The following is a 22,222-nucleotide window of genomic DNA, read 5'->3' as shown; positions in this document are numbered from 1 at the left end:
GATCAGCTATAAGGTAAAAGTAAATGATAATAGATTATCCAGACTGGCTTCCTCTGGCACAGAAAGCTGATAAAAGCATGACGTTAGATACTGGTTTCTTGACAGATCAGCCACAGGTAGGCTCACGTATATTTCAGAAGTTAACTGATGACTTAAAAACTGTATGGAATGTGAATTGGATATTTACACTTCAACAGGAGCGTGCGTTTGCGCAATGGTTGCGAAGTCCTAACTATCTTGATAATTGCAATCGCTGGTTCAGGATGAAAATTAATCTTGGTGGTAGTGGGTTACAGGAACAGGAATTGCATTTTGTTTCCTATCCAGTGCAAACTAGTATTAATGGATCTTCTGTAACATGGACTGGTCAGGTTATTAGCAAGAAACTTTATAATTCAGATGATGAATTCGACGATATTATTGTTGAGTTTCCGCCATCATTTGGAAGTTGGCTTGATATTATCGTTACTGAGACTCTACCTAAGTATAAGGAGTTGTAATGCCTACACTAAGAGAGTATCGGGCACAAAGGCCAAACAGAATACTTTATGAGACACTGCAATTTAGTCATCCGTCATTTGGCGATATCTATCTCGTGTCTTATCAGGTTTTCCCAAAGGTTCTAGGTGGGATTGAATACCAGCCGTGTAATTTCGAACTATCTGACAGCCAGCAAAGCAGAACGCCCATCATCGACGCTAGTGTTAAATTTAGCCGTGTCGCACAAGACTTTAAACAGAAACTTAAACTATGGAAATCATTCAATAGAATGAAACCCATAGAGGCTACTTATCGCTTATTTGATGAGAAAGACAAAGGCACAGCAATTACTCGATGGAAATTATTTGTGAAAGATGTGTCGTTGGATCATGAAAGTGTCACTATCACGCTATCTATGAGTAATCCATTGAATAAAAACATCGGACGTATTTATGAACCGCAAGAATGGCCGGGCTTGGAGGCTGTATGACAACTCAGGATTTCATCGATAAAACTATCGGTAAACCATGGAAAAACCGGTCTTGCACATTTGACGCTATGGATTGTTGGGGGCTCGTCGTTCTCTATTATCGACACGTTCTAGGTATTGAGATCCACCATGACGCAGGCTATGAGTCTGAAACGGATTTTGTTACTTGCTATAAAAATGAAGTTGAATTTTGGGAGAAAGTAAATCAACCAGAAAATAACGGAATATTTATAGGCTATATAGGCTCAAAACCCGCTCACATTGGCTTGATTATCGATGGTAATGCATTACATAGTCGAGGTGAAAACGGTTCTGTGAGAATGGATAGGTTGATTGTTCTTGAGAGAAAGTTCACTAAGTTGGAGTTTATGAAATATGCCAATAATTGAAATTCAGCGTGTCGCTGGAGTGCCGAAAGAGAGAGTCGAGATAAAAGCCGGCTCTCTTTTTTTTGATTGGTTAAAAGAGCGAAACTTTCATCATGACGTTGATATCTATGTTAACGGCGTAAAGCTTAACGACGATGATCGCCTTGACTTTATTATTAGTGAATTTCATCACATTCAAATATTCGACCAACCGAAAGGAATTATTGGCGACATTCTTAATCCAGTATTTAAGTTTGTTTCCAAGATATTTTCATTCTTAGCGCCTAAGGCACCATCATTTAGCGCGGCGGATGTAAATGCGAAGGAAAGCCCTAACAACCGATTAACAGGACAAACTAATATAGCGAGAACATATCAGGCTAGACCTGAAATTCACGGACAAGTTAGAGCCTTTCCAGATCTCATTCAGCAATCAATGTTTGAATACATCGACAATAAAAAGATGGTTACCGAGTGGATGAACTTTGGCATCGGTTACTACACTATTGAGAATGTGAAATATTCAGAGTCTGAATTAATCGCTCTTGATGGTGCTAGTTATCAGATATTCCAACCAGGTGAAATTATCCCGCAGATATTCGAGGGCTTTGAGTTCCCTGATGTTGACGGACAAGAAATACCGGGGCCGAATGAAAGTGACGAAATTCCACAATATGAGGCTACTGCTAACAATGTTATTTCTGGTGAAATTAAAGGTGGTGAAGCTGCCATAAAGATAGAGAAACAAGATGATTTTCGATATTTTATGGATATCGTAAAGCCTCGATCAGTAAGCCTTGTTGTTAATGTGACTTATGATACTCCGCAGGGTTCGGTTACAAAGGATATTAAGGTTGACGCTTATTTATCTGGTGCGAAAGAAAGTGATGATGGCGCTATTATCTCACCAAAATATTACTACGAATTCTTTTTTACTAACTTAACTGGTGGCGACCTAGCCACTCTACCGCCTAATGCAATAGTCAACACATCAAAGTTTGTTCTTTATGACAACCAATTCCTGACAGTAGGCCCTTTCTTTTCTCCACTTGATGGTGGTGAGTTATGGGTACATTTAAATGCCCAACTTGGTGATGGTGATCGTGCTAATGCAAGAATTGAATTTTGGAAGGTTGATGAGAATAACAATGAAGTAGCTGGAACAAGAGAGTCATTCAATAGAGGGTTCCCATCTGCACCAAAAACAAAAACATACTATCTGACGGAAAAGTTCAAGCCGTTGGCTGGATATGGAAGATATGCACTTCAATTAACTCGATTAGAAAACAGTAATGATCATAGCATTCTTAAGCTAGAGGAAGTCTTTATTGTTAGGGAGAGAATTAACGAAGTACATGAAGAAGATACGCTTGTTAAGGTAACAGTGAGGGCAACAGAAGCGCCAACAGGAGCAAGAGAGCGTAAATACAACGCACTGGCTACACGTCATGTTATTAGTTACGACATGAATAGCCGTAGCGTTGATTATACATTAAGACCATCACGATCATTTGCTGATGCGGTCGCTCACACTTGGTTAGTTACCGCAGGACAGCCAGAAAGCACCATAGATTTATATGGTTTGTATTCAATCTATGAATCACTTCCAGATAAGCGCTTAGGATATTTTGATTACACGTTTGATGATGAAGATGTATCGCTGGGTCAGCGTATAGAAACAATATGCAACGTTGCTCGTGTTATTTCATTTTGGGATAACGGAGTTCTAACCTTTACTCGTGAGGAGGAAAAGAAATATCCATCCGGCACTTTTAATAGAGCAAACACGACAGGAAACGGGTTCTCACTTTCTTATGATATGACAATGCCGAGCGGTAATGATGGTGTTGAAATCGAATACGTAAACCCTAAAACAAACAAAAAAACCTACCTTAAATATCGTATTGAAGATAACAAAATAGTTAACAAGCCAGCTAAGAATCCTAACAAAATAACCATTCACGGTTGTCGTAATGAGTATCAGGCGACAGATAGGGCACTATTAGAAATGGATAGGTTAATACATCAGCGCATGAGTATCAGTGTGCAAACTCTCGCAGATGGTGATTATGTTTATCCAGGCGACTTAATTATTGTTGCTGACACATACGATAAGAATCAACAGGCGGGTTATATAGTTGAGAGGATCGGCAATCAATTTTCAACAAATGAAAAAGTTGCCTTTGATGGTGAGATGTTTGTTTGTATTACTGATCATTTAGGTAATACGACAGAAAGATTTAAAGCTATACCAAGAAGCGATACAGCTTACGGATTTATCGCTGATATACCAGATATCCAGCTAAATATCTATGACGGTATGAATGTTCAATCTCCGTCACGTTACGTTATATCCAATATCGTTGAAATGGACTCAATGAGATGGATTGTAAGCGACAAAAAGCCTAATGCAGATGGAACTTATAGCATTACAGCAAGTGAGTATTTTTCTGCAAAGAAAGATTACAACGTTTAATTAAATTCATTTCAATCATAGCCAGCATAAGCGCTGGCTTTTTTTATTGGGAAAAATTATGTCTACAATTCCAACACAAAATCCAGTTCCAAGTGAAACAGCGAAAGACCTGAAATTTAACTCAGGTAAAATTGACGAATTCGTTACGTCAATGAAAAACAAATATATCGATAGATTTGGGCAAGAGCATTTTACAATCGAAGGGTTGCGCTGGGTTGCTCAACAAGCAATATCTCAATTCGGCTATATCACATTAGACTCATTCCAAAAAGGCGCGGAAATAACACTGCCAAATCAAGTTTTGCGTGATGAAGTAACAGGGGAGTATTACCGCTGGGATGGCGATTTGCCAAAGTCTGTTCCTGTTAATTCAACCCCTGATAATTCCGATGGTGTTGGTGTTGGTAAATGGCTGAGTGTCGGTGACGCCAGTTTGCGGAATGACTTGGAGAGATCTTCAGGCGCAGACTTTATTGCGGGAGGGATTTTAACCCGATATAAAAAGAAAGGCAGTTTTCAGAATGGCGGAACAGTCAACAATGCTAACGAGGCATTGAGTTATTCAGATGGCTTTTACTATATCAATATCACTGGTAGCTACCCTGTTACGGTTGATCCAAACTCATCACCTAATAGTGGCTGGCTGTGCGTTGGGCTACTAGAATATTTCCCTGCAAATTATGCGTTAAATTTCTCAATTTCTGAAAATGGAGATATGACAGATAACGTCAGAAAATTACATGCATATTGTAATTATTCTGGTGAGGAAGCAGTCTATTACGGAGTTAAATCGTTTAGTGTTGACTCAACTGCTGAAATAATCATCTCAACAGATGTGAATTTCAATGGTGCTGATGTTTTATTTATTCAATCTGAATTACGTCCTGAGTGGGAGTTTATTCCAGCATTCCGTGTCTTAGACCCATTAACGCCACTGGAAACCATTCCCAATGATTGGGAGCCAGGGACCCTGTATGCAGATAGGACAACGATAAAAAATAACAGTTATGAATTTAGTGAAGGTGTTATTTGTTTTGATACCAATATAAATTTTGGTAAGCGATATCCAACAGATTCTGTTTATTATAAATTAAGAGAGGTGTTTAAAGTTTTTAAAGGTGGTATATTAAATTACCCGATAGATATCTCCATCGCAGGAGGTGATTTAGGAAGCGTTTTATTTAGAAAACAACCGAATAAATACCTTACGATTAAAGATATAAATATAGATTCATCTAATGCACCCCAGTTGCAAGCATTCTCTATCGAAAGAAATAAATGTAATTTGGTAGGGTTTGATTTTAAAAATAATACATCAGTAAATAAATCTCGGACAATTGTTTATTTAAATAAAGTATGTGATATACATTTATCAAAATGGTCTGGCTCTGGTTTTGAAGGGAATTCTGCATCTTATTTATTAGGGGGTGATTTTGTCGCGAATATGTCAATTACCGATTTCGGTATTGATGGTGGAATGCCCGCTATCGGTATGAATGTTGTTAATGGTGTTGATGTGGAGAATAGCCATATCAATAGATTTGACGTTCATTCATTTTTACACAACGTATTTATTGATAATGTTACATTTGGCGTCTATGGCGTAACGTATGGTGTTGGCGGTGGTACGTTATCAGTAAAAAACTCAACCTTTATTAAAGGAAAAGTGCCAGGTAGGGGGGATTTTGTATCACTGAATGAGTTTAGTTTAATCACGGCTCGTGGTGATTATGGTGGGGTATTTTATGGTGTATTACAGTTAAGTAATATTGCAATAAGGCTTGATTTAAGTATCGATCTTAGTGGTGGTAATTCAACACATCCATATAGGATATCTGCCATTAGATTTATTGGTTCTGGTGATTTTGGGTTCTATGATAGAAAGCCATGGGCTTATAATATATCTGTATCAGACATTACAGTTGAACAACCAAGCTATTCTTTTTATTTTGATTTTATGGTCTTGGATTTTGGTGGTGGATTATCAAGTGGATCTTTATTTCCAGATTATATCAAGATAAAAAATATAAGATTTTTACGATCTCCAGAAGCGAAACACCAAATTATTCCAATAAAATTCCCTCCTTATGAAATTACATATTGCCGTAGCTCACATAACAAGATTAATGGAAACTCAAATATAATTATTTCAAATATAAAAAGTATTTGCTCAAGATTTAGAATAACAGAACGTATGTCAATTGGGTTATCACCAGACACATCAGAACAAACAAAAGAAAATAGACTTATACCAAGAATAGAAATTAATGATTCAGAGGGTATTAGTTTGTTCTATAGTGTCAATGGTAGCATTGTAACCATTGAAAATAGTGAGATTAGAGATTTTAGAACTCGCGTAGAAAAAGAATCATCACCAGATATTACTTTTACTGGGTGTAGATTTTACTTTGTAGATGGATCTCAATCACAGGTATCTAACTGTAAGGTTTTCAATAGTCAGTTTAATAGACATAGTTCGAATACAGGGATGATACAATTTGGAGGAATACTTGCATCTCAAGGAAATACAATTAGACCAGGGGTAACATTGGCTAATGGTGGAAATACTGGCATAACAGTAAATTCAATATTCATGGGATATTTAGCGTAACATACCCGCCCAAATGGGCGGGTTATATTATTTGCAAAACTGTCCAGAAAAAGAAATAATTAAAACATTTTTAAATACTTTATAATCAAAAAGTTCACCATTGTTCCACACCCCATTTCCACAAGACTCCTTAAAAATCTGCTCTTGTTCTTGCATAGTTATCATTCTAAATCTAGATGAATTTCTGTGAAGGTACACTTGAGCCCATCCGCTGCCACGTTTCATGTAGTTCGGAACGATGTTGTCAAGTAGAGGATAAACACTATTGGCTCTAACGAACTCTCTGGGTCGTGGTTGCTCTCCGTATACTGCTAGTTTTTTTATATCACCATCAACCTTGCTCATTATTTTCGAAAAATATACTCTATTTAAGCTATCCTGGGAGGAAAGAGCATTTGCATAAATTGAGCAAAATATCAATGAACAAAATACAGTTATGGTAGAGAAAATGTTTTTTAATTTTATTGATAGATTGAAATTTTTAATAAATAATAAAAAACAATACGTAACTACAAATGGAAAACAAATCATTGTTCTTGAGGTAAACCATGGACTCAAAAGAACTGAATTTAAAATAAAAGATAAAATAATTATAGAAAATAAAGAAAAAATATATATAAAAACAAATGATAACGATTTTATTGCTGTTTTTATACATGACGATATAAATGCAATCGATGCAATAAGATATATTATTTTGGTTATCCCATTGGATGACCAAAAAATCAATTGAGCTGATCTGTTTAAATTATATTCAAGTATACCTATTGGATTATCAGAATGAAAAAATAATTCAGACCTATCTACACCACCATTTATATTATTTATTATAAAAAATGTAATTATAGACAAACTAAATACAATAGCAGATAAAGAAAGGGTTTTTAATATGCACTTAATACTATTCATTAAATATGTTGAATATACAATAGCCATGCAAACAAATGCTGAAACTGAAGGTTGATATAAATATGATGAAATCAATAAGCAGCAATATGAAACAATAAAGAATTTTTTTATATTTGAATAAAATATAAATGGTATTATTGCTACTGTAAAAGAAATGGCCATAATTATACTATCAAATCTATATGATAGATTTGATAGTATAAATGGTGATGACATCATTCCAGAACAAATCAATATTATGTTTGTTGTTCCTTTTATGTTTAGAGAATACGCTATAATTATAGAGGAAAACCCAATTATTAATGATGATAGTATATTTGTCCAAGGGTAATAGTCTAAGACGCCATTACCAAGACTTAGTATCTCGAAAAAATAATTTGCTAAAAATCTACCATCTCCAGTCCAGTTGAAGTGACGGATTACTCTTGTATTGTCATCAATATAAATTGAACCAGATAGAATAATTGGTATTATAAGTAATAAACAAATCGTTAGGCAAATAAATACAGCTTTTTTCTCTTTTATAATATAATTATTTAACATATTCATTTCTCACCTTTCTTAAGTAAATATCTAGGTCTGTCTTTACTTTCCATATAAATACGTCCAATGTATTCACCAAGAACACCAATACCAATAAGCTGAATACCACCAAGAAATAAAATAGAAACCAGCAGAGATGGGTAGCCTGGCACTGGATTTCCCCAAATAAGTTTATCTATAATCATCCACCCACCATAAACAAATGAAATGGCGCCAACAAACAAGCCAATATAGGTCCACATGCGCAGAGGGAAGGTTGAAAAACTGGTGATCCCCTCCAGTGCAAGATTCCAAAGTTTCCAGCCATTAAACTTCGATTCACCAGCGGAACGCTCAGCACGAGAATATTCAACGATATCTACTTTTCCGCCTACCCAAGATAGAACACCTTTCATAAATAGGTTACGCTCAGGAAGAAGCTTGATATTTTCAACTGTTCCACGAGACATTAAGCGGAAGTCACCTACGTTTTCTTCAATCTTTGGCGTACTAATTTTGTTGTGTAGTTTATAGAACCATTCTGCTGTTTTACGTTTCAACCAACCATCAGTAGATCGGTCAGTTCTTTTCGCTAAAACAACATCAGAACCTTGTTTCCATTTTTCTATTAATCGTGGAATAACTTCTATTGGGTCTTGAAGGTCAACATCAATTGGGATTATTGCTTCACCAGTGGCATGATCTAATCCAGCAAAAAGTGCAGGTTCTTTACCAAAGTTTCTAGTAAAACTTAATGCTACTACTTGCTCATCAGCTAACGACAAAGCATTAATGATATTTTCAGTTGAATCTTTACTACCGTCATTGATAAAAATAATTTCAACGTCATATTTTTTTAGTTCTTCATTTTCACGAACCGTTTTATAAAAAATAGGTATCGCTTCTTCTTCATTGAAAACAGGAACAACTAAAGAAATTTTCATTACTCTATTCCTTTAAAGACAAATAATTTTGAGTAGAAAAAGCCAAGAACAAGGCTAATTGCTGAAAATGCAACTAAGGTAATTATTGGCATTGCATTGAGTTTATCGGCTATAAATCCAGTCAGATAACTTAACACACCCATAAATACTGTGAATGCTATGTATCTACCACCAGTTGCTTTCTTCTTAAATGTAAACTTCGCGTTAGCAAAGAATGAGAAGGTAACAGCAATGATGAATGCGATCAGGTTTGCAGTAGCCTGTGTTGTGGTAACTAAGTAAACCAAAATACCGAACACTACCCAATGCAAGAGCGTGTTAATAACACCAACAGAAAAGTATCGTGCAAATAACTGGAGCATATTAAATTATCTATAATAAAAATTGATGGGTGAGTTTATCACTAATGTAAATTTAGGTCAGTAGTGGATATGCATACAACCATTTAGTTTTTGGAGAGTATAGCAGGGTATGGAATTAAAAATGGGGAGGTGGTATAAAAGTATCACCTTTCTTTTCCTGCATTCATATCTTATCAAAAAATAGCCTCTAAAAATCCAAAAGGGGTATTTATGGGGGTATAAGAATTTATCTTTATATTTATTTGTATTTAAATCAACGTGTTAATCTCTTTGTTTTATTCTCTCCTCCTCCGCCATTTCAACATCTCCTAGTGTCTCCTAAAGTTTCCTTATCCCAAGTAAATCAAGCAGTTCAACTAAATTCCATTATCACAGTGCCTACTTACGTTTATTGAAACCAACTTCCTTTAGCTGGTACCCATTAAAGTTAGTTGTATTTGATATTAATTTGCTTGAGCCAGAAAAAAAACTAATTAATTTCACAGGTCGTTATGAGTGGTTTAATGGTTATCAGTTAACAGAGTCGTAGATAGTTACTTGCTAGAATCTGTATGTAAATGTAATCTTTAATGCCTATTTATATTTGTAACGAGTTTCTATCAAAATGAAAAAATTATTAGTTTCAATTGGTTGTGCTTTTTCTTTATCTGGATGTGCTGTGACTGAATATAATTACACTCCAGACTCGTATAAAATAAGTGAGCCGAAAGTAGGTAGTGTTAATAGTGTGACCATAGGTCAAAGTTTAGTAAGAGAAGGTAATATAAGTGAACTGAAGGCAATTAAGGTACTAAACCCAATACAAATAGATCTGGCCTATAAAATTATTCCTGGAGTCTTCAAAAAAGTTGGTTCAAGCGACAAAGGCGATTTTTATATGCCAACTCAAACTATTGACTCTGGTTCTGTCGTTGTTGAGGTTCTTGGTCAACCATGGAGTTCAATTTTAATAAAAAAAGGAGCTAAGGCTGATGAAATTTGTATAGTAACTGACTTAAATGTCGCTGTTTGTAGTGATAAGGCTAAAATTGAATATCTTAAGTTGAATAATTCCGATGGTAATTCATTTGAGCAGGCTTTAATTTTTAATGGGATACATGATCAAGTTGTAGATGTTAGTTATAGAAAAATAGGCTCAAACATAGAAAATCAAGGGTTTGGTAACAACATTCAATTTAATCTTAAACAAAGTAATATTATTTCATATGAAAATGTTAAATTGAAAATTATAAATAGCTCTGATAATTCATTAACGTATGAAGTGATAAGTAATTTTTCTAGTAATTAAAATTATCTAAAATGAATGGTTGTTTCTTCAAAATATAGCGTTAAACAAAGAATTTACTTTATCTGTTTAACGCTGCTATCGTAACTTGAAATAAACTTGTGACAAGAACATATGATAGTTTATGGTTAGGATTATTGTTGTATTGTTATCAGAATCATCATAAAAGGCTTTTTCAGTTAGATAGTTAACTGCACTAGTGAAATAAGCTGACATATCAGACTCGAATATTTCTTTATTGTTAGATATCGCGCTACTAAAGTGAATTTATTTAGTGGTCATAAAAAGATTATTTTTTATTGATGATGTTAATGATAATTGTTAGCATTAACTCTCTATTATGGAGAGTACATTATGAAAAATAAATATCACCTGTTAGCAATATCTCTTTCTGCATTACTTCCTTTTAGCGCATTGGCTACAACATATCCTGTTACAATTACGGATACTGATGGGCAAAAAATAACGTTAAAACATGAACCAAAACGCATTGTATTACAAGATGGTAGAGATATTTTAACGCTAGCGTTGCTTGATAGAAATAATCCGTTTGAAAGAGTTGTAGCATGGAATAATAATCTAAAAAAATCGGATCCACAGACAGTTTCTTTGCTAGAACAGAAATGGAAATCCAATATAAATTCAATCCCTGATATGGGATTTAATGATAAAGGTGAAGTGAATGCAGAACAAGTTATTGCACAACAACCAGATGTTGTGATTGCTCAACTCAGAGCAAAATCCGCATTAGAAGGATCGGGTGTTGTCAGTATTTTAAAAGAAGCCAATATTCCTATTATTTATGTTGATACTTTCTTAGAGCCAGTCAAAAACACGAAAGAAAGTGTAGAGCTTCTTGGTATCATTTTAAATAAAGAAAGTGAAGCTAAAGAATATACAGATTTTTATCAACAACACCTAGATAGTATTAAAAATAAAACTCAAGAAATTAAAAATAAACCACGTGTATTTGTAGAGGCAAAGGCTGGAGCAAATGGTGATGGGTGTTGCTTTACACATAATAATGCCGGTTGGGGTGGTTTGATTCAAGCTGTTGGTGGTGACAATATTGGTAGCCATTTCTTACCAGGAGCTTCAGGTGTAATTTCTTTAGAGCAAGTTATTAGCACTAAACCTGATGTATATATTGTAACGGGCTCTCGCTGGGTTAATAAAAATAATATTGCTGCGCCATTTGGTTATGGGGTATCTAGCAAAGAGACTCAAGAAGGCTTTAAACGATTGAAGAGTCGAATTGGATTTAATCAAATCGCTGCGGTTGAAAATGGGCGATTATATGGTATATATCATAATTTCTATAATCATCCATATAATATCGTTGGCTTAGAATATTTAGCAACCTTCATTTACCCTGAACAATTTGCAGAATTAAAACCAGAGAATACTTATAAAGAGATAATAGAAAAATATACAACCTTGCCTAGCGCTAAATTTCTTTGGGCTGCAAAAGCAGATAAATAATAATGCTAATTATAGCCCTTGTTTTTAAGGGCTTTTTATATTCATCTACATTTTGACCAATCAAAGTATTTGGCTTAATAAAGTTAAAATAAGGCTAATAACCATAAATAATAAGTAAAATACCAAGAAACGTTCTGACTAAAAGGTAAGAAAGCGTTGTAGCGGCACTTTAGGAAAAAATGCAGAAAAACACCTAATGATAGTTCAAAAGGTGTTTTCACATATCACCCATTTGGCTTGTCGAACAATTTGGGCATGAGTTATTAGTTAGTTTAAATTACGATCAGTTTCCGAAAAAATAGATATTGATTTGGTGTGGTCAAAAAATAATCCACCAGGAAAAGTGAGATATTGGATGATAGATAACTTATTGAAAAACAATATTCCGTATTCAATTTAGGCATTCGATTGTTGTTATTATAGGGTTTTACTCATCAATATAATTTCTTTGTTCTATAATTAATTAAGTCTAGGGTATTAATATTTAATTCATTATTTAACATAATTGAGATGTCACTATGGAATTAAAGGATTACTACGCCATAATGGGTGTCAAACCCACTGATGATACTAAAACGATTAAAACAGCTTATCGCCGTTTAGCGAAAAAATATCATCCAGATGTAAGTAAAGAGCCAAATGCTGAAGCTCGTTTTAAAGAAATTGCTCAAGCATGGGAAGTATTAGGTGATGAACAACGTAGAGCTGAATATGATGAACTTTGGGCTCATCGTAACGATCCTAAATTTAGGCAATTTACACAACAACATTCAAATAAGTCTCAAGAAAGCTTTAGCCAAGAAGATTTTGATGATTTTTACGCTTCATTCTTTGGTCAACATTCTCCATTTGAAGGACGCCGAACTCAACAAGCCTCTAAACAACGTGGGCATGATTTAGAAATAGAATTAGCTGTTTTTTTGGAAGAATCACAGGAAGAGCAGAAGCGTACAATTAGTTATCACTTACCTGTTTATAATGTTTTTGGAATTGTGGAAAAAGAGATCCCTAAAACTTTAAATGTTAAAATTCCAGCAGGTGTGATTGACGGACAACGTATTCGTTTAAAAGGTCAGGGAACAATTGGTGAAAATGGAGGAGAAAATGGTGATTTATGGTTAACAATTCGTATTGCACCTCATCCCCTATTTGATATTAAAGGTCATGATTTAGAAATAGTTGTTCCGGTCGCTCCTTGGGAAGCAGCATTAGGTGCAAAAATTCCTATACCAACAATAAAAGAAAAAATCTTGTTAACTATTCCGGCGGGAAGTCAAGCAGGACAAAAGTTACGTATTAAGGGGAAAGGGTTAATTAGCAAAAAGGTCAGCGGTGATTTATATGCAATTCTAAAAATTGTGATGCCACCTAAACCCGATGAAAAGATGCGCGAATTATGGCAACAAATTGCAGATAGCCAGACCGATTATAATCCACGTAAAGACTGGGAGAATAAATAATGGGTCAATTAACAACAACAGTATTTACTGTTACTGAGTTTTGTCATCATACGGGAATATCAAACGACGTGCTCAAAGAGTTTGTAGCTCTTGGGGTGATCGAACCACTAGAAATTGAAACTCAGGAGTGGTTTTTCGATGATAACGCTGTTGTGGTAACACATCGCGCATTAAAACTTCATAAAGAGCTTGCATTAGATTGGCATGGTATCGCCATAGCACTGACTTTATTAGATGAAAATGAACAATTAAAACAAGAAAATAAGCAATTACGCCAGCAGTTAATGCGTTTTATAAATGAATAACGATTGATAAAATAGCCACTAAAATAGAAAGCAACTTTAGTGGCTATTTTTATGCCTAAATTATATTTTTTATGTTTTTATTATTTTGCTACTGATCTAGTTATTTTTAGACTCTTTTCCTCTCTAGGAGAATATTTAACAAAAAGAAATGAAAAGAGAGATTGAAGAAGTTGGTTATCAGTTTGGCTATAAAATAAAATTGGCACTACTTTTTAGTTTGAGATAAGAAATTAACATAATTTATTGTCGGATTTAATTTATTGTTATTGTTTTTAATATTGATAGCTGTTTTATATAAATAATATCCCTGTTAATTACATAATAGTAATGCTAATAACAAACTCCATTTGTATTTATTTGCATATTAAATGTATCTTTCTATAAAACTCATTGATATTAATATGATGCGTATAATTAATGTTTTTATTTCAAAATATAATAATCATTGAGATATAAATCACGGAAACACACTCTTTTTCATTGTTAATATTTTGCATCAGTTTATCTATCTGGTTTTTTATTTCGATTCTAAAAAGATACTTAATTGATCTACAAACTATAAATAACAAGCAAATGGGGAGTTTTATGTCTTTATTTAAAAAAGGCATTGTTGCCTTATCCGTTAATATTGCATTAGTTTCTTCAGCTTTAGCCTGTACAACGTTGTTAGCAGGAAGTGAAGCAACAAATGATGGTTCGTTGATTATTGCTCGTAGCGCTGATAGCGATGCATTAAAAGCACAACATTTTGTTATTCACCCTGCTAAAACAAATCAAACGGGTATTTACAGTACCAAGGAACATAATGGTGCTAATAATTTTACATATCCATTACCTAAGAATTCATTACGCTATACCACTGTGCCGAATTGGAAAACACAACTTCATGGTGCAACAGGATTTAATGAACTTGGGGTGGGGGTCAGTGGCACTGAATCTATTTTTGCTTCACCAAAAGCACTCTCTTTTGATCCCTATGTCGAAGATACAGGGATAACTGAAGATGATATTCCTGATGTCCTACTTTCAAGAGCAAAAACGGCTCGTGAAGCTGTGGAATTATTAGGGAGCATTATTGAAAAACAAGGTGCTGGCGAAGGATTTGGTGTTGCTGTTGTTGATAAAAATGAGCTTTGGTATTTAGAAACTGGAACAGGGCATCATTGGATTGCACAAAAATTACCTAAAGATAAATATTTTGCGACAGGAAACCAAGGTCGATTACAACACTATGATATTAACAGCAATGATGTTTTAGGCTCTAAAAATCTAGTGGAATTTGCTGTTGAGAAAGGCCTTTATCATCCTGAAAAAGAGGGGGAATTTAATTTTTCAAAAGCTTATACACGAGATGACGAACGAGATCGTACTTATAACGATCCACGAGTATGGGTTATCCAGCAACAATTCAATCCATCATTAAAACAAGCAGTGGATGATGGCCGTAATTTCGCACCTTTATTAACGCCAGAGAAAAAAGTATCTGTTGAAGAAGCAAAAGCGATGTTGCGTAATCATTTTGAAGGAACAGAGCATGACCCATATACTAATGGGTTAAATGGTCAAGAATCTTGGCGTCCAATTAGTGTATTTAGAACTTATGAAGCGCATGTTATGCAAGTTCGCCCTGAGCTTCCTCAAGAAATAGGTGAAGTGACCTATGTTGGTTTAGGAATGGCGGATTTAACTGCATTTGTTCCGTATTACAGTGGATTAAAAGCTTATCCGCAACATTATGGAATAGGAAGTAATCAAGCAGACAGTGATTCTATTTACTGGAAATATAGAAAGTTACAAACACTAGTAATGACAGATTATCCAAAACTCGCACCAATAGTGAAGAAAGCGTATCAAGAGTGGGAAGCAAAAACTGCATTAGAGCAAAAAAATATGGAAGCTAAATATCTTACTATGGTGAAAACAGATAAAGCTGGTGCAGATAAAATGCTTAATGAATTTAATCTACGAGTTATGGCTGATGCTGAAAAATTAACTGAAAACTTAATGAATGAATTATTCACAATAAGAACAAAAGATATTCAAGACGATATTTTCTTTGCGAATAAATCAAAAAAGGATTGATAGAAGAGTCGTATTTTAGATATCTATTTTAATAGAAAGATCCCAATTAAATTGGGATCTTTTTTATAGATGAAACTCATTAAAGAACAGGAATATAGTAGCTAATTTTTTGTACGTAATGATCACTTTGACCAAGCAGTTTATCGTAATCTACTGACTCTTTTAATGTATATCGTTCAATGTCTGGGCCCGGTCTGCGCAATAAATTCATTTTTGGAAGTACTTTTGTATAGACGGTATAAATAATGTCATCATAACCAGTCAGTGAATCTAAGATTTCATTCATATGAAATGTAATGGCCAGATAGTTGCCACTTGGTAATTCTAGTTGTGACATAGCAGAAATATTTGATGTTTTTGCTAACTTTTCTTTATCAACAGCAGTGCTATAAATATACATAGTATCTTCTAATGTACTTGCAGATGCTCGATGCATTGCATATAGCTCTGTAGGTATTGTATGTACATCTTTTAAAAATTTACGCCAAAACTCTTTTCTGAATTTTTTCTTGTCTGAATCCCATGTTGAAATAGGTTTATTGTAATGATGTGACATACCAACTAATTTTTGAGATGGGAATGTAACTAGTTCATATTGAGCACTCAGTTCAACGGTTTCTAATGCTGGGAAAATCAGTTCACTAATATCCCATCCTGGTTTTTTTCTATATTCCGAAGGTGTGATATTAAACTGTTTTTTAAAGGCTCGGCAAAATGTTTGTTGGGAATCAAAACGATACTTCAATGATATATCTAATAAACTACAACGTGTTACTCTTAACGCGTAGGCGCCACAAGATAAACGACGAGCGAGTATGTATTTTCCTAAAGATATACCTGTATATGCTTTAAATAAGCGCTGAAAATGCCATTTTGTATAGCCTGATTTTTCCGCAACAATATCTAACGATAAACGTGAATCGAGATTTTGCTCAATCCAAACGATGATATCTTTAACAACATTCTCTTGTAGCATGAATATTCCTATTATTTTTTCTATCGATATTTTTCAATAAGATCGACTTAATTTATTGAACTACAATAATATTTATAGGTGTTAGAATAATAGCATATCGTATAATGATAGTTACATTGAATAAAGTAAAATAGGTCGGTGGTAATGTAAAGTTATGTATTGCGATTTATTGTAATTAAAAAATTCTATTTTAATGCACTCATCAATAATTGATGGTTTTTTATTAAAATTAATTTTAAATTAAAATGCTCATGGTTTTTTTAGTTTTTATAAAATGCGGAGCTATCCTATTTTATATTTAAAATATAAAGCCTATTTTTATTTAGTAAATCTTGTTTGATTATTTTTGGAGATGTAAATGAATAAGTTACTTTCTATTTCTGCTATTGCTTTAATTTCTTCATTAATAACGGCTCCTGCTTTAGCTGCTAAAACGGATACTTATAACTGTGAAGGCCAAAAAATCAGAGTTTCTTTTCCTACTGAACAGCTCGCAGTTATGTATTACAGTGATGAAATTATTGTTTTAAAAGAAGCCATTGCGGCTAGTGGTGCTCGTTATGTTGGTGAGAATTTCCAAATTTGGGGTAAAGGAAAAGGTGAATTTAATTTAGCAACGATTTCAGAAGATGATGCTGTTAATGGACGAGTTGCTGAAGATAAAGGGCGTACTTGTAAATTAGTAAAATAACGTAGAAAGCAGCTATAAATAAAAAAAGAGGGCAACTTTATTGTCCTCTTTTTTATAAGAAAAAGATTAAGTAAATATAACAATAATTGAAAGTAAAAACTATTAGTGTAACAAAAATAATAATATATTTTTTGTCATATAAATAAGGTTGTCACAAAAATAAATTAGTTATAAAAATAGCTTTATTCTTCGTTCAGAATATTTTTTATGATTGTTGAATATATATTTTTTACTTATCTAAAATAGATAAAAATGTTGAGTTGTTTTTTAAAATAAATATGATGATTAAAATTATCATATTTCGATGGTGTGATTTAGGATAATATGTTACCCATAAATTAATAAAGAATAAAATTTAATGAAAATTAAAAACTTAAGAAAAAATAATTTATTGTTGCCAGATAATAGAATTTTAACGTGGTGTGAGTCAGGCCCAAAACAAGGTAAGCCAGTGTTATTTTGTACTGGTGCAGGTATGAGCGGTTTATTAGGGGTAGAGATTGACCTTTTAAATAAGCTTAATATTCGGTTGATTACACCTACTCGTCCAGGATTAGGTGATTCCACTTTTGATCCTCAAAAATCGTTAAAATCTTGCTCTAAAGATATTATATTTTTATTAGATCATCTTCGTATCAAAAACTTTAATGTAATGGGGTTTTCACAAGGTGCTGTTTTTGCTATGGCTCTTTGTATTTATTGCCATGTTGATAAATTACTTATTGTTGCAGGGCAAGATCAATTTGATTATCCGAATACACAAAATAGGCTAACAGATGATGTTGTTAATATGCAACGCCAAGCTGTTGAATCACCCGATGTGTTAGCTAGTTGGATTAAGCAAAATATAACAGCTAAGTGGTTAATGGATTTTATTCTAAAGCACAGTGCTGATGTTGATTTAGCTATTTATCAATCAATTGATTTTCTTCCAGTTTATCAAGAATGTATGGTAGAAGCCTTTAAACAAGGCAATGATGGATACACTCAAGATTTGCTGATTACTATGCAACCTTGGGGTTTTTCGCCTGAAGATATAAAGACACCAACAACCTTATGGTATGGAATGAAAGATATGAGTACAGTTCATTCTCCGGATTTTGGAGATTTATTATTTCAACGTATTCCTAATGCTGAGCGACATTTATGGCCAGAAGAGGGGGGCTCACTGTTATGGACGAAAACAGAAGAAATTTTATTAGAGCTAGCTAATTAAGGTGATGTAGTACATTAATGATAGAGTAGATACTGGTTACCTTAAAAATAACAGTATCTACTTTTTACTCATATTATTAAATTAAAATAATGAGATAGGTGAAATAGATGACTATTTTTATCTTATAATTATTTTCTAATTTTGCGTATAAAAAGTTTTTTTTAAATAAAGATGAAAATGATTTGCTATAAAACGAATTATATGACTTAATAGCACCACTGGTTTGGAAGTACAGACCTATTTATGTTAGTGCAGTTTTAAGTAGTTCACCGTTTAGCGTTATCCCTGATACCTCTTCGTTGCGAATTCCTTCAAATAGTGACCATAAGTAAAAATCCGAAATCAAACCGCAAACAATGCCTTATGGCAAAATAATTAATTAAAGGAAATCTTATGTCTAATACAATGACAGGTACAGTAAAATGGTTTAACGATGATAAAGGTTTTGGCTTTATCACTCCTAAAGACGGTAGCAAAGACGTATTTGTACACTTTTCAGCAATTCAAAGCGATAGCTTTAAATCTCTGAAAGAAGGCCAAGAAGTTTCATTTTCTATTGAAAATGGCGCTAAAGGCCCAGCAGCAGCGAACGTAATCGCTTTATAATCTGTTGATCTGTAATTACTGTATATATTGCTTAATGTAATATTTATATAAGTAAGATTTAAAAACCTCACTTCGGTGGGGTTTTTTTATACCAATTTCTAGCGTTATTTAAATTTTAAATATATTTAGTAAAGCCTATAAAAAATAAATTTATTAAATTTATGTAAGTGTTTAATGTAAATTTTTTAAAATTTTAGAAGGATATTTACTTTAATACTCGATAATATTTACAGATAAATAAATTAATGGATAAATAAATGTTTATAATGGCAAAATAAAGGCATTAAGATGCTGTCTTCTCAATCAAAAGAGAGAAAAGAATTTTATTAGAATAAAAAGATATCAGATAAATCATAAAAATAATTTAAGATAAAATTCAATAAATATTTTATGACTTATTTTAAACAATTGCTGTCTAATTCAGAGTGGCTTAAATGCTTTTAGTTCCTAGAGGACAAACTTGTGTACGCTAAAAATATTTTTTCATTGCATTTATTACATCCAAAATATTTCTTAACTTGGTTTGGTGTTTTTATTCTTTTTTTATTAGTACAACTTCCTTATTCTTGGTTACTTTTTTTAGGTAAACATCTCGGACTGTTATCTCGTTTTTTTGTCAAAAGAAGAGTCTCAATAATAAAGAAAAATTTAGAACTATGTTTCCCTGACAAAAATGAAAATGAAATTAACAAACTTGTTATGGATAATTTATCGTCACTAGGTGTCGCATTATTTGAAACGGGTATGGCGTGGTTTTGGAGTGATCGCCGACTAAAAAATCTTTTTGAAGTACAAGGTTTCTCCAATTTTACTGATGCTAAAGATAAAAAAACGGGAATTTTACTAATTGGTATACACTCTATGTCATTAGAGCTGGGAGGGCGCATTATGGGGCTTTGTTTCCCTGTGAATGCGATGTATAGACCTCATAATAATAAAGCGATGGAGTTTATCCAAACTAAAGCAAGATGCAGGTCAGATAAGGGTATGATAGATAGACGTAACTTAAAGTTTATGGTTATGGAGTTAAAAAAAGGGAAAGCGATTTGGTTTGCTCCTGACCAAGACTTTGGTTTAAAAGGTACAACATTTTCTCCATTTTTCTCTGTCGAAAAAACATCAACCTCTAAAGGAGTTGCTATATTAGCAAAATTATCAGGGGCACCATCTTTAACTGTTACTTTGGTAAGAAATAAAGATCAGAAAGGCAAAAAATACAGTTTAATTATTGGTAAAGAACTGATTAATTATCCTTCTGAAGATATTCAAAATGATACAGATAGAATGAATAAGTTGATTGAAACAGAAATTATGCGAGCTCCAGATCAATATTTATGGGCTCACCGTCGATTCAAAACTCGACCAGCAGGTGAAGCCAGTTTTTATAATTAGGTTAAAACAGAGTTAGCAGATATAGATTAAACTATATCTGCCTAATATATTATAACCATCATAGAAAATACCATTTATATAGTAATAAATTCTAATTATTGGAAAATATATACTCATTAATTAACAATAAATATTTTATCTATTTGTTAGAGACTAATTTTTATTATTAATATAGGTAGGGGGATTGCTATATTAATAGTATACGATATCCATTATTCCTACATTTTCTTTGATCCAATTAATATTTATTGAACCTTTATTCTCACCCAATTGAGCATTAAATGTTTTATTAGCTTCTATTTTATGTAAAGTTTCTTCCATTTCAGTTCCATTCCAGCAATTTGCTTTAAAAGTATTTCCTACAGAGTCTGTTATACAATTACCATCTACAATTGAACCTATAAATGTAATTGTTCCCGAACCTATTGTTTTATTATTATTTGCCATAGCTGGAAGTGATAATAAAAGTGTCAAACACATTCCGATAATAAAATTCTTTTTCATTCAATATTCCTTAAATATTCTTATTGGGTCGATTTTTTTATTTTCTATACGATGAATAAATATCTTTTCGTAACAGTTGATGGAAGGAATATTAGAGAAAAAAAATATATCAATCTGTAAAAAATCTTGATGGTTAATGACTTGTAGATAAAGATTTGTGAATGATCTTGTTGTTTTTATAGTGCTTCATTAGTAATGCAAACTAATGTGATTTTAACTAATTGCATGAAAATTAAATTAAAATTACTTTTTTGATTATTTTTGTTAATAAGTTAACTTTTCTTGATATTAGTTAAATTACTTAATTTTTTAATGATACATTTTGTCGTTAAAACATAAAACTTATAAAATGAGTAATTTCAGAATTCAAAAAAATTTGTCAAAGTATGACAAAGAAATGGTTATCAAGAATAAAAACTCATCTTTATTTGATAGTTTTTAGATTGATAAGATAGAACCTGATATTAAATGGAGGAAATTCTAGCTAAGATTCTTTGTATCTATGTTGTCAATATTTTCACAGTTAACTCAAGTTAAAATAGCATCACCAAAATAAAGTAATTTTGATAGTTTGAAAATAGTGAGAGTTTATTAATTGAGCATCTTAAAAGGATAAGTTAGATAAAAAAATCCCCGCACTAGGCGGGGGAAATTTAAATATCTATCAGTGATGAAATACTGAAACTAATAGTAAGGGAAAAAAAGATATCAATCTGTAACAAACTTTAAAAAGAAATAATAAAAATAAGTAAATAATTAGAGTGAATTGTCTAAAGAGATAAATCGTTGTTTAATTTTTTTATTTAACTATTTGATTTTATTTTCTTTTAATTCTACTAAATATTAAGATTAAATCATGCAAACTCAAATTATCTTGGCTTGACTATAATTTTTCCATACATTTAATTAAGGATCCTAATAAATTACCTCATCAGCTTGAATAGAAGAAAAAGAGTATAATTATCTGTTGAATAGAATTTTTACAACAATTTCATTGTGTTATATACATCACAATGTAGAAGAGATATTGTGATGTATATAAAGATTTTTCTTTAGATACA

General features: G+C 32.8%; 19 protein-coding genes. 14 read left to right on the top strand and 5 right to left on the bottom strand.

Features of this window, described 5'->3' with window-relative positions:
* The first annotated feature begins 23 nt into the window (after positions 1–23).
* Genes QSH13_RS02320 through QSH13_RS02300 form a run of 5 tightly spaced genes read left to right on the top strand, consistent with a single transcriptional unit; the run spans position 24 to position 6,425 of the window.
* Positions 24–500, top strand: coding sequence for a hypothetical protein (locus QSH13_RS02320; RefSeq protein WP_286038763.1), 477 nt, complete (start codon positions 24–26; stop codon positions 498–500).
* Positions 500–970 carry a DUF1833 family protein gene (locus QSH13_RS02315; RefSeq protein ID WP_286038762.1) on the top strand — a complete coding sequence of 157 codons (471 nt, stop codon included), beginning with the start codon at positions 500–502 and terminating at the stop codon, positions 968–970. The genes QSH13_RS02320 and QSH13_RS02315 overlap by 1 nt, the downstream gene beginning before the upstream one ends.
* A complete protein-coding gene (locus QSH13_RS02310; protein ID WP_109847227.1) occupies positions 967–1,359 on the top strand; it encodes an NlpC/P60 family protein in 393 nt (130 codons plus the stop codon). The genes QSH13_RS02315 and QSH13_RS02310 overlap by 4 nt, the downstream gene beginning before the upstream one ends.
* Complete coding sequence (locus QSH13_RS02305; RefSeq protein ID WP_286038761.1) at positions 1,346–3,814, top strand: host specificity factor TipJ family phage tail protein; 2,469 nt, start codon at positions 1,346–1,348, stop codon at positions 3,812–3,814. The genes QSH13_RS02310 and QSH13_RS02305 overlap by 14 nt, the downstream gene beginning before the upstream one ends.
* A 58-nt stretch (positions 3,815–3,872) precedes the next feature.
* The gene (locus tag QSH13_RS02300; RefSeq protein ID WP_286038760.1) at positions 3,873–6,425 is read left to right on the top strand and encodes a tail fiber/spike domain-containing protein; all 2,553 of its coding nucleotides are present in this window, start codon (positions 3,873–3,875) and stop codon (positions 6,423–6,425) included.
* A 27-nt stretch (positions 6,426–6,452) separates the two neighbouring features.
* Here QSH13_RS02300 and QSH13_RS02295 read toward each other — a convergent pair whose 3' ends face one another.
* From QSH13_RS02295 to QSH13_RS02285, 3 genes are read right to left on the bottom strand one after another with little or no spacing between them, the layout of a single operon-like run.
* Positions 6,453–7,877 (bottom strand): glucosyltransferase domain-containing protein, encoded by a 1,425-nt coding sequence (locus QSH13_RS02295; protein ID WP_286038759.1) that lies wholly within the window; start codon positions 7,875–7,877, stop codon positions 6,453–6,455.
* Between the two features lie 2 nt (positions 7,878–7,879).
* Positions 7,880–8,800 carry a glycosyltransferase family 2 protein gene (locus QSH13_RS02290; RefSeq protein WP_286038758.1) on the bottom strand — a complete coding sequence of 307 codons (921 nt, stop codon included), beginning with the start codon at positions 8,798–8,800 and terminating at the stop codon, positions 7,880–7,882.
* Entirely contained in the window at positions 8,800–9,162 is a 363-nt protein-coding gene (locus QSH13_RS02285; RefSeq protein ID WP_286038757.1) for a GtrA family protein, read from the bottom strand. Before QSH13_RS02285 ends, QSH13_RS02290 begins: the two co-directional genes overlap by 1 nt.
* A gap of 604 nt (positions 9,163–9,766) precedes the next feature.
* Here QSH13_RS02285 and QSH13_RS02280 point away from each other — a divergent pair.
* From QSH13_RS02280 to QSH13_RS02260, 5 genes are all read left to right on the top strand, one after another.
* Positions 9,767–10,450 (top strand): hypothetical protein, encoded by a 684-nt coding sequence (locus QSH13_RS02280; RefSeq protein WP_109397985.1) that lies wholly within the window; start codon positions 9,767–9,769, stop codon positions 10,448–10,450.
* Positions 10,451–10,801: 351 nt separating this feature from the next.
* A complete protein-coding gene (locus tag QSH13_RS02275; protein ID WP_286038756.1) occupies positions 10,802–11,929 on the top strand; it encodes an ABC transporter substrate-binding protein in 1,128 nt (375 codons plus the stop codon).
* A 518-nt stretch (positions 11,930–12,447) separates the two neighbouring features.
* Positions 12,448–13,389: a curved DNA-binding protein gene (gene cbpA / locus QSH13_RS02270; protein WP_109397983.1), complete on the top strand. Its 942-nt coding sequence runs from the start codon at positions 12,448–12,450 to the stop codon at positions 13,387–13,389.
* Positions 13,389–13,694 (top strand): chaperone modulator CbpM, encoded by a 306-nt coding sequence (gene cbpM, locus QSH13_RS02265; protein ID WP_109397982.1) that lies wholly within the window; start codon positions 13,389–13,391, stop codon positions 13,692–13,694. Before cbpA ends, cbpM begins: the two co-directional genes overlap by 1 nt.
* Before the next feature lie 585 nt (positions 13,695–14,279).
* Positions 14,280–15,776 (top strand): C69 family dipeptidase, encoded by a 1,497-nt coding sequence (locus QSH13_RS02260; RefSeq protein ID WP_109397981.1) that lies wholly within the window; start codon positions 14,280–14,282, stop codon positions 15,774–15,776.
* Positions 15,777–15,855: 79 nt separating this feature from the next.
* Here the strand turns inward: QSH13_RS02260 and QSH13_RS02255 are convergent, their stop codons facing one another.
* Entirely contained in the window at positions 15,856–16,752 is an 897-nt protein-coding gene (locus QSH13_RS02255) for an AraC family transcriptional regulator (RefSeq protein ID WP_109397980.1), read from the bottom strand.
* A 358-nt stretch (positions 16,753–17,110) separates the two neighbouring features.
* Between QSH13_RS02255 and QSH13_RS02250 the strand changes: the two genes are divergently transcribed.
* The 4 genes from QSH13_RS02250 (at position 17,111) to lpxL (ending at position 20,657) form a co-directional block, all read left to right on the top strand.
* On the top strand, positions 17,111–17,443 hold the full coding sequence (locus tag QSH13_RS02250; protein WP_109397979.1) for an MliC family protein: 333 nt from the start codon (positions 17,111–17,113) through the stop codon (positions 17,441–17,443).
* 358 nt (positions 17,444–17,801) lie between these two features.
* The gene (locus QSH13_RS02245) at positions 17,802–18,659 is read left to right on the top strand and encodes an alpha/beta fold hydrolase (protein WP_109397978.1); all 858 of its coding nucleotides are present in this window, start codon (positions 17,802–17,804) and stop codon (positions 18,657–18,659) included.
* Between the two features lie 393 nt (positions 18,660–19,052).
* Positions 19,053–19,265, top strand: a complete 213-nt coding sequence (cspE, locus tag QSH13_RS02240; protein ID WP_006537332.1) for a transcription antiterminator/RNA stability regulator CspE — start codon at positions 19,053–19,055, stop codon at positions 19,263–19,265.
* 462 nt (positions 19,266–19,727) lie between these two features.
* The gene (lpxL, locus tag QSH13_RS02235; RefSeq protein ID WP_109397977.1) at positions 19,728–20,657 is read left to right on the top strand and encodes an LpxL/LpxP family Kdo(2)-lipid IV(A) lauroyl/palmitoleoyl acyltransferase; all 930 of its coding nucleotides are present in this window, start codon (positions 19,728–19,730) and stop codon (positions 20,655–20,657) included.
* A gap of 192 nt (positions 20,658–20,849) precedes the next feature.
* On the opposite strand, the gene QSH13_RS02230 is transcribed toward lpxL, so the two are convergent.
* Complete coding sequence (locus tag QSH13_RS02230) at positions 20,850–21,161, bottom strand: YmdA family protein (RefSeq protein ID WP_109397976.1); 312 nt, start codon at positions 21,159–21,161, stop codon at positions 20,850–20,852.
* Positions 21,162–22,222 lie beyond the last annotated feature (1,061 nt).

Source organism: Proteus faecis (assembly GCF_030286765.1).
Lineage (GTDB): Bacteria > Pseudomonadota > Gammaproteobacteria > Enterobacterales > Enterobacteriaceae > Proteus > Proteus faecis.
Note: the sequence above shows the minus strand (reverse complement) of the source record. Positions and strands in the feature narration are given on the sequence as shown.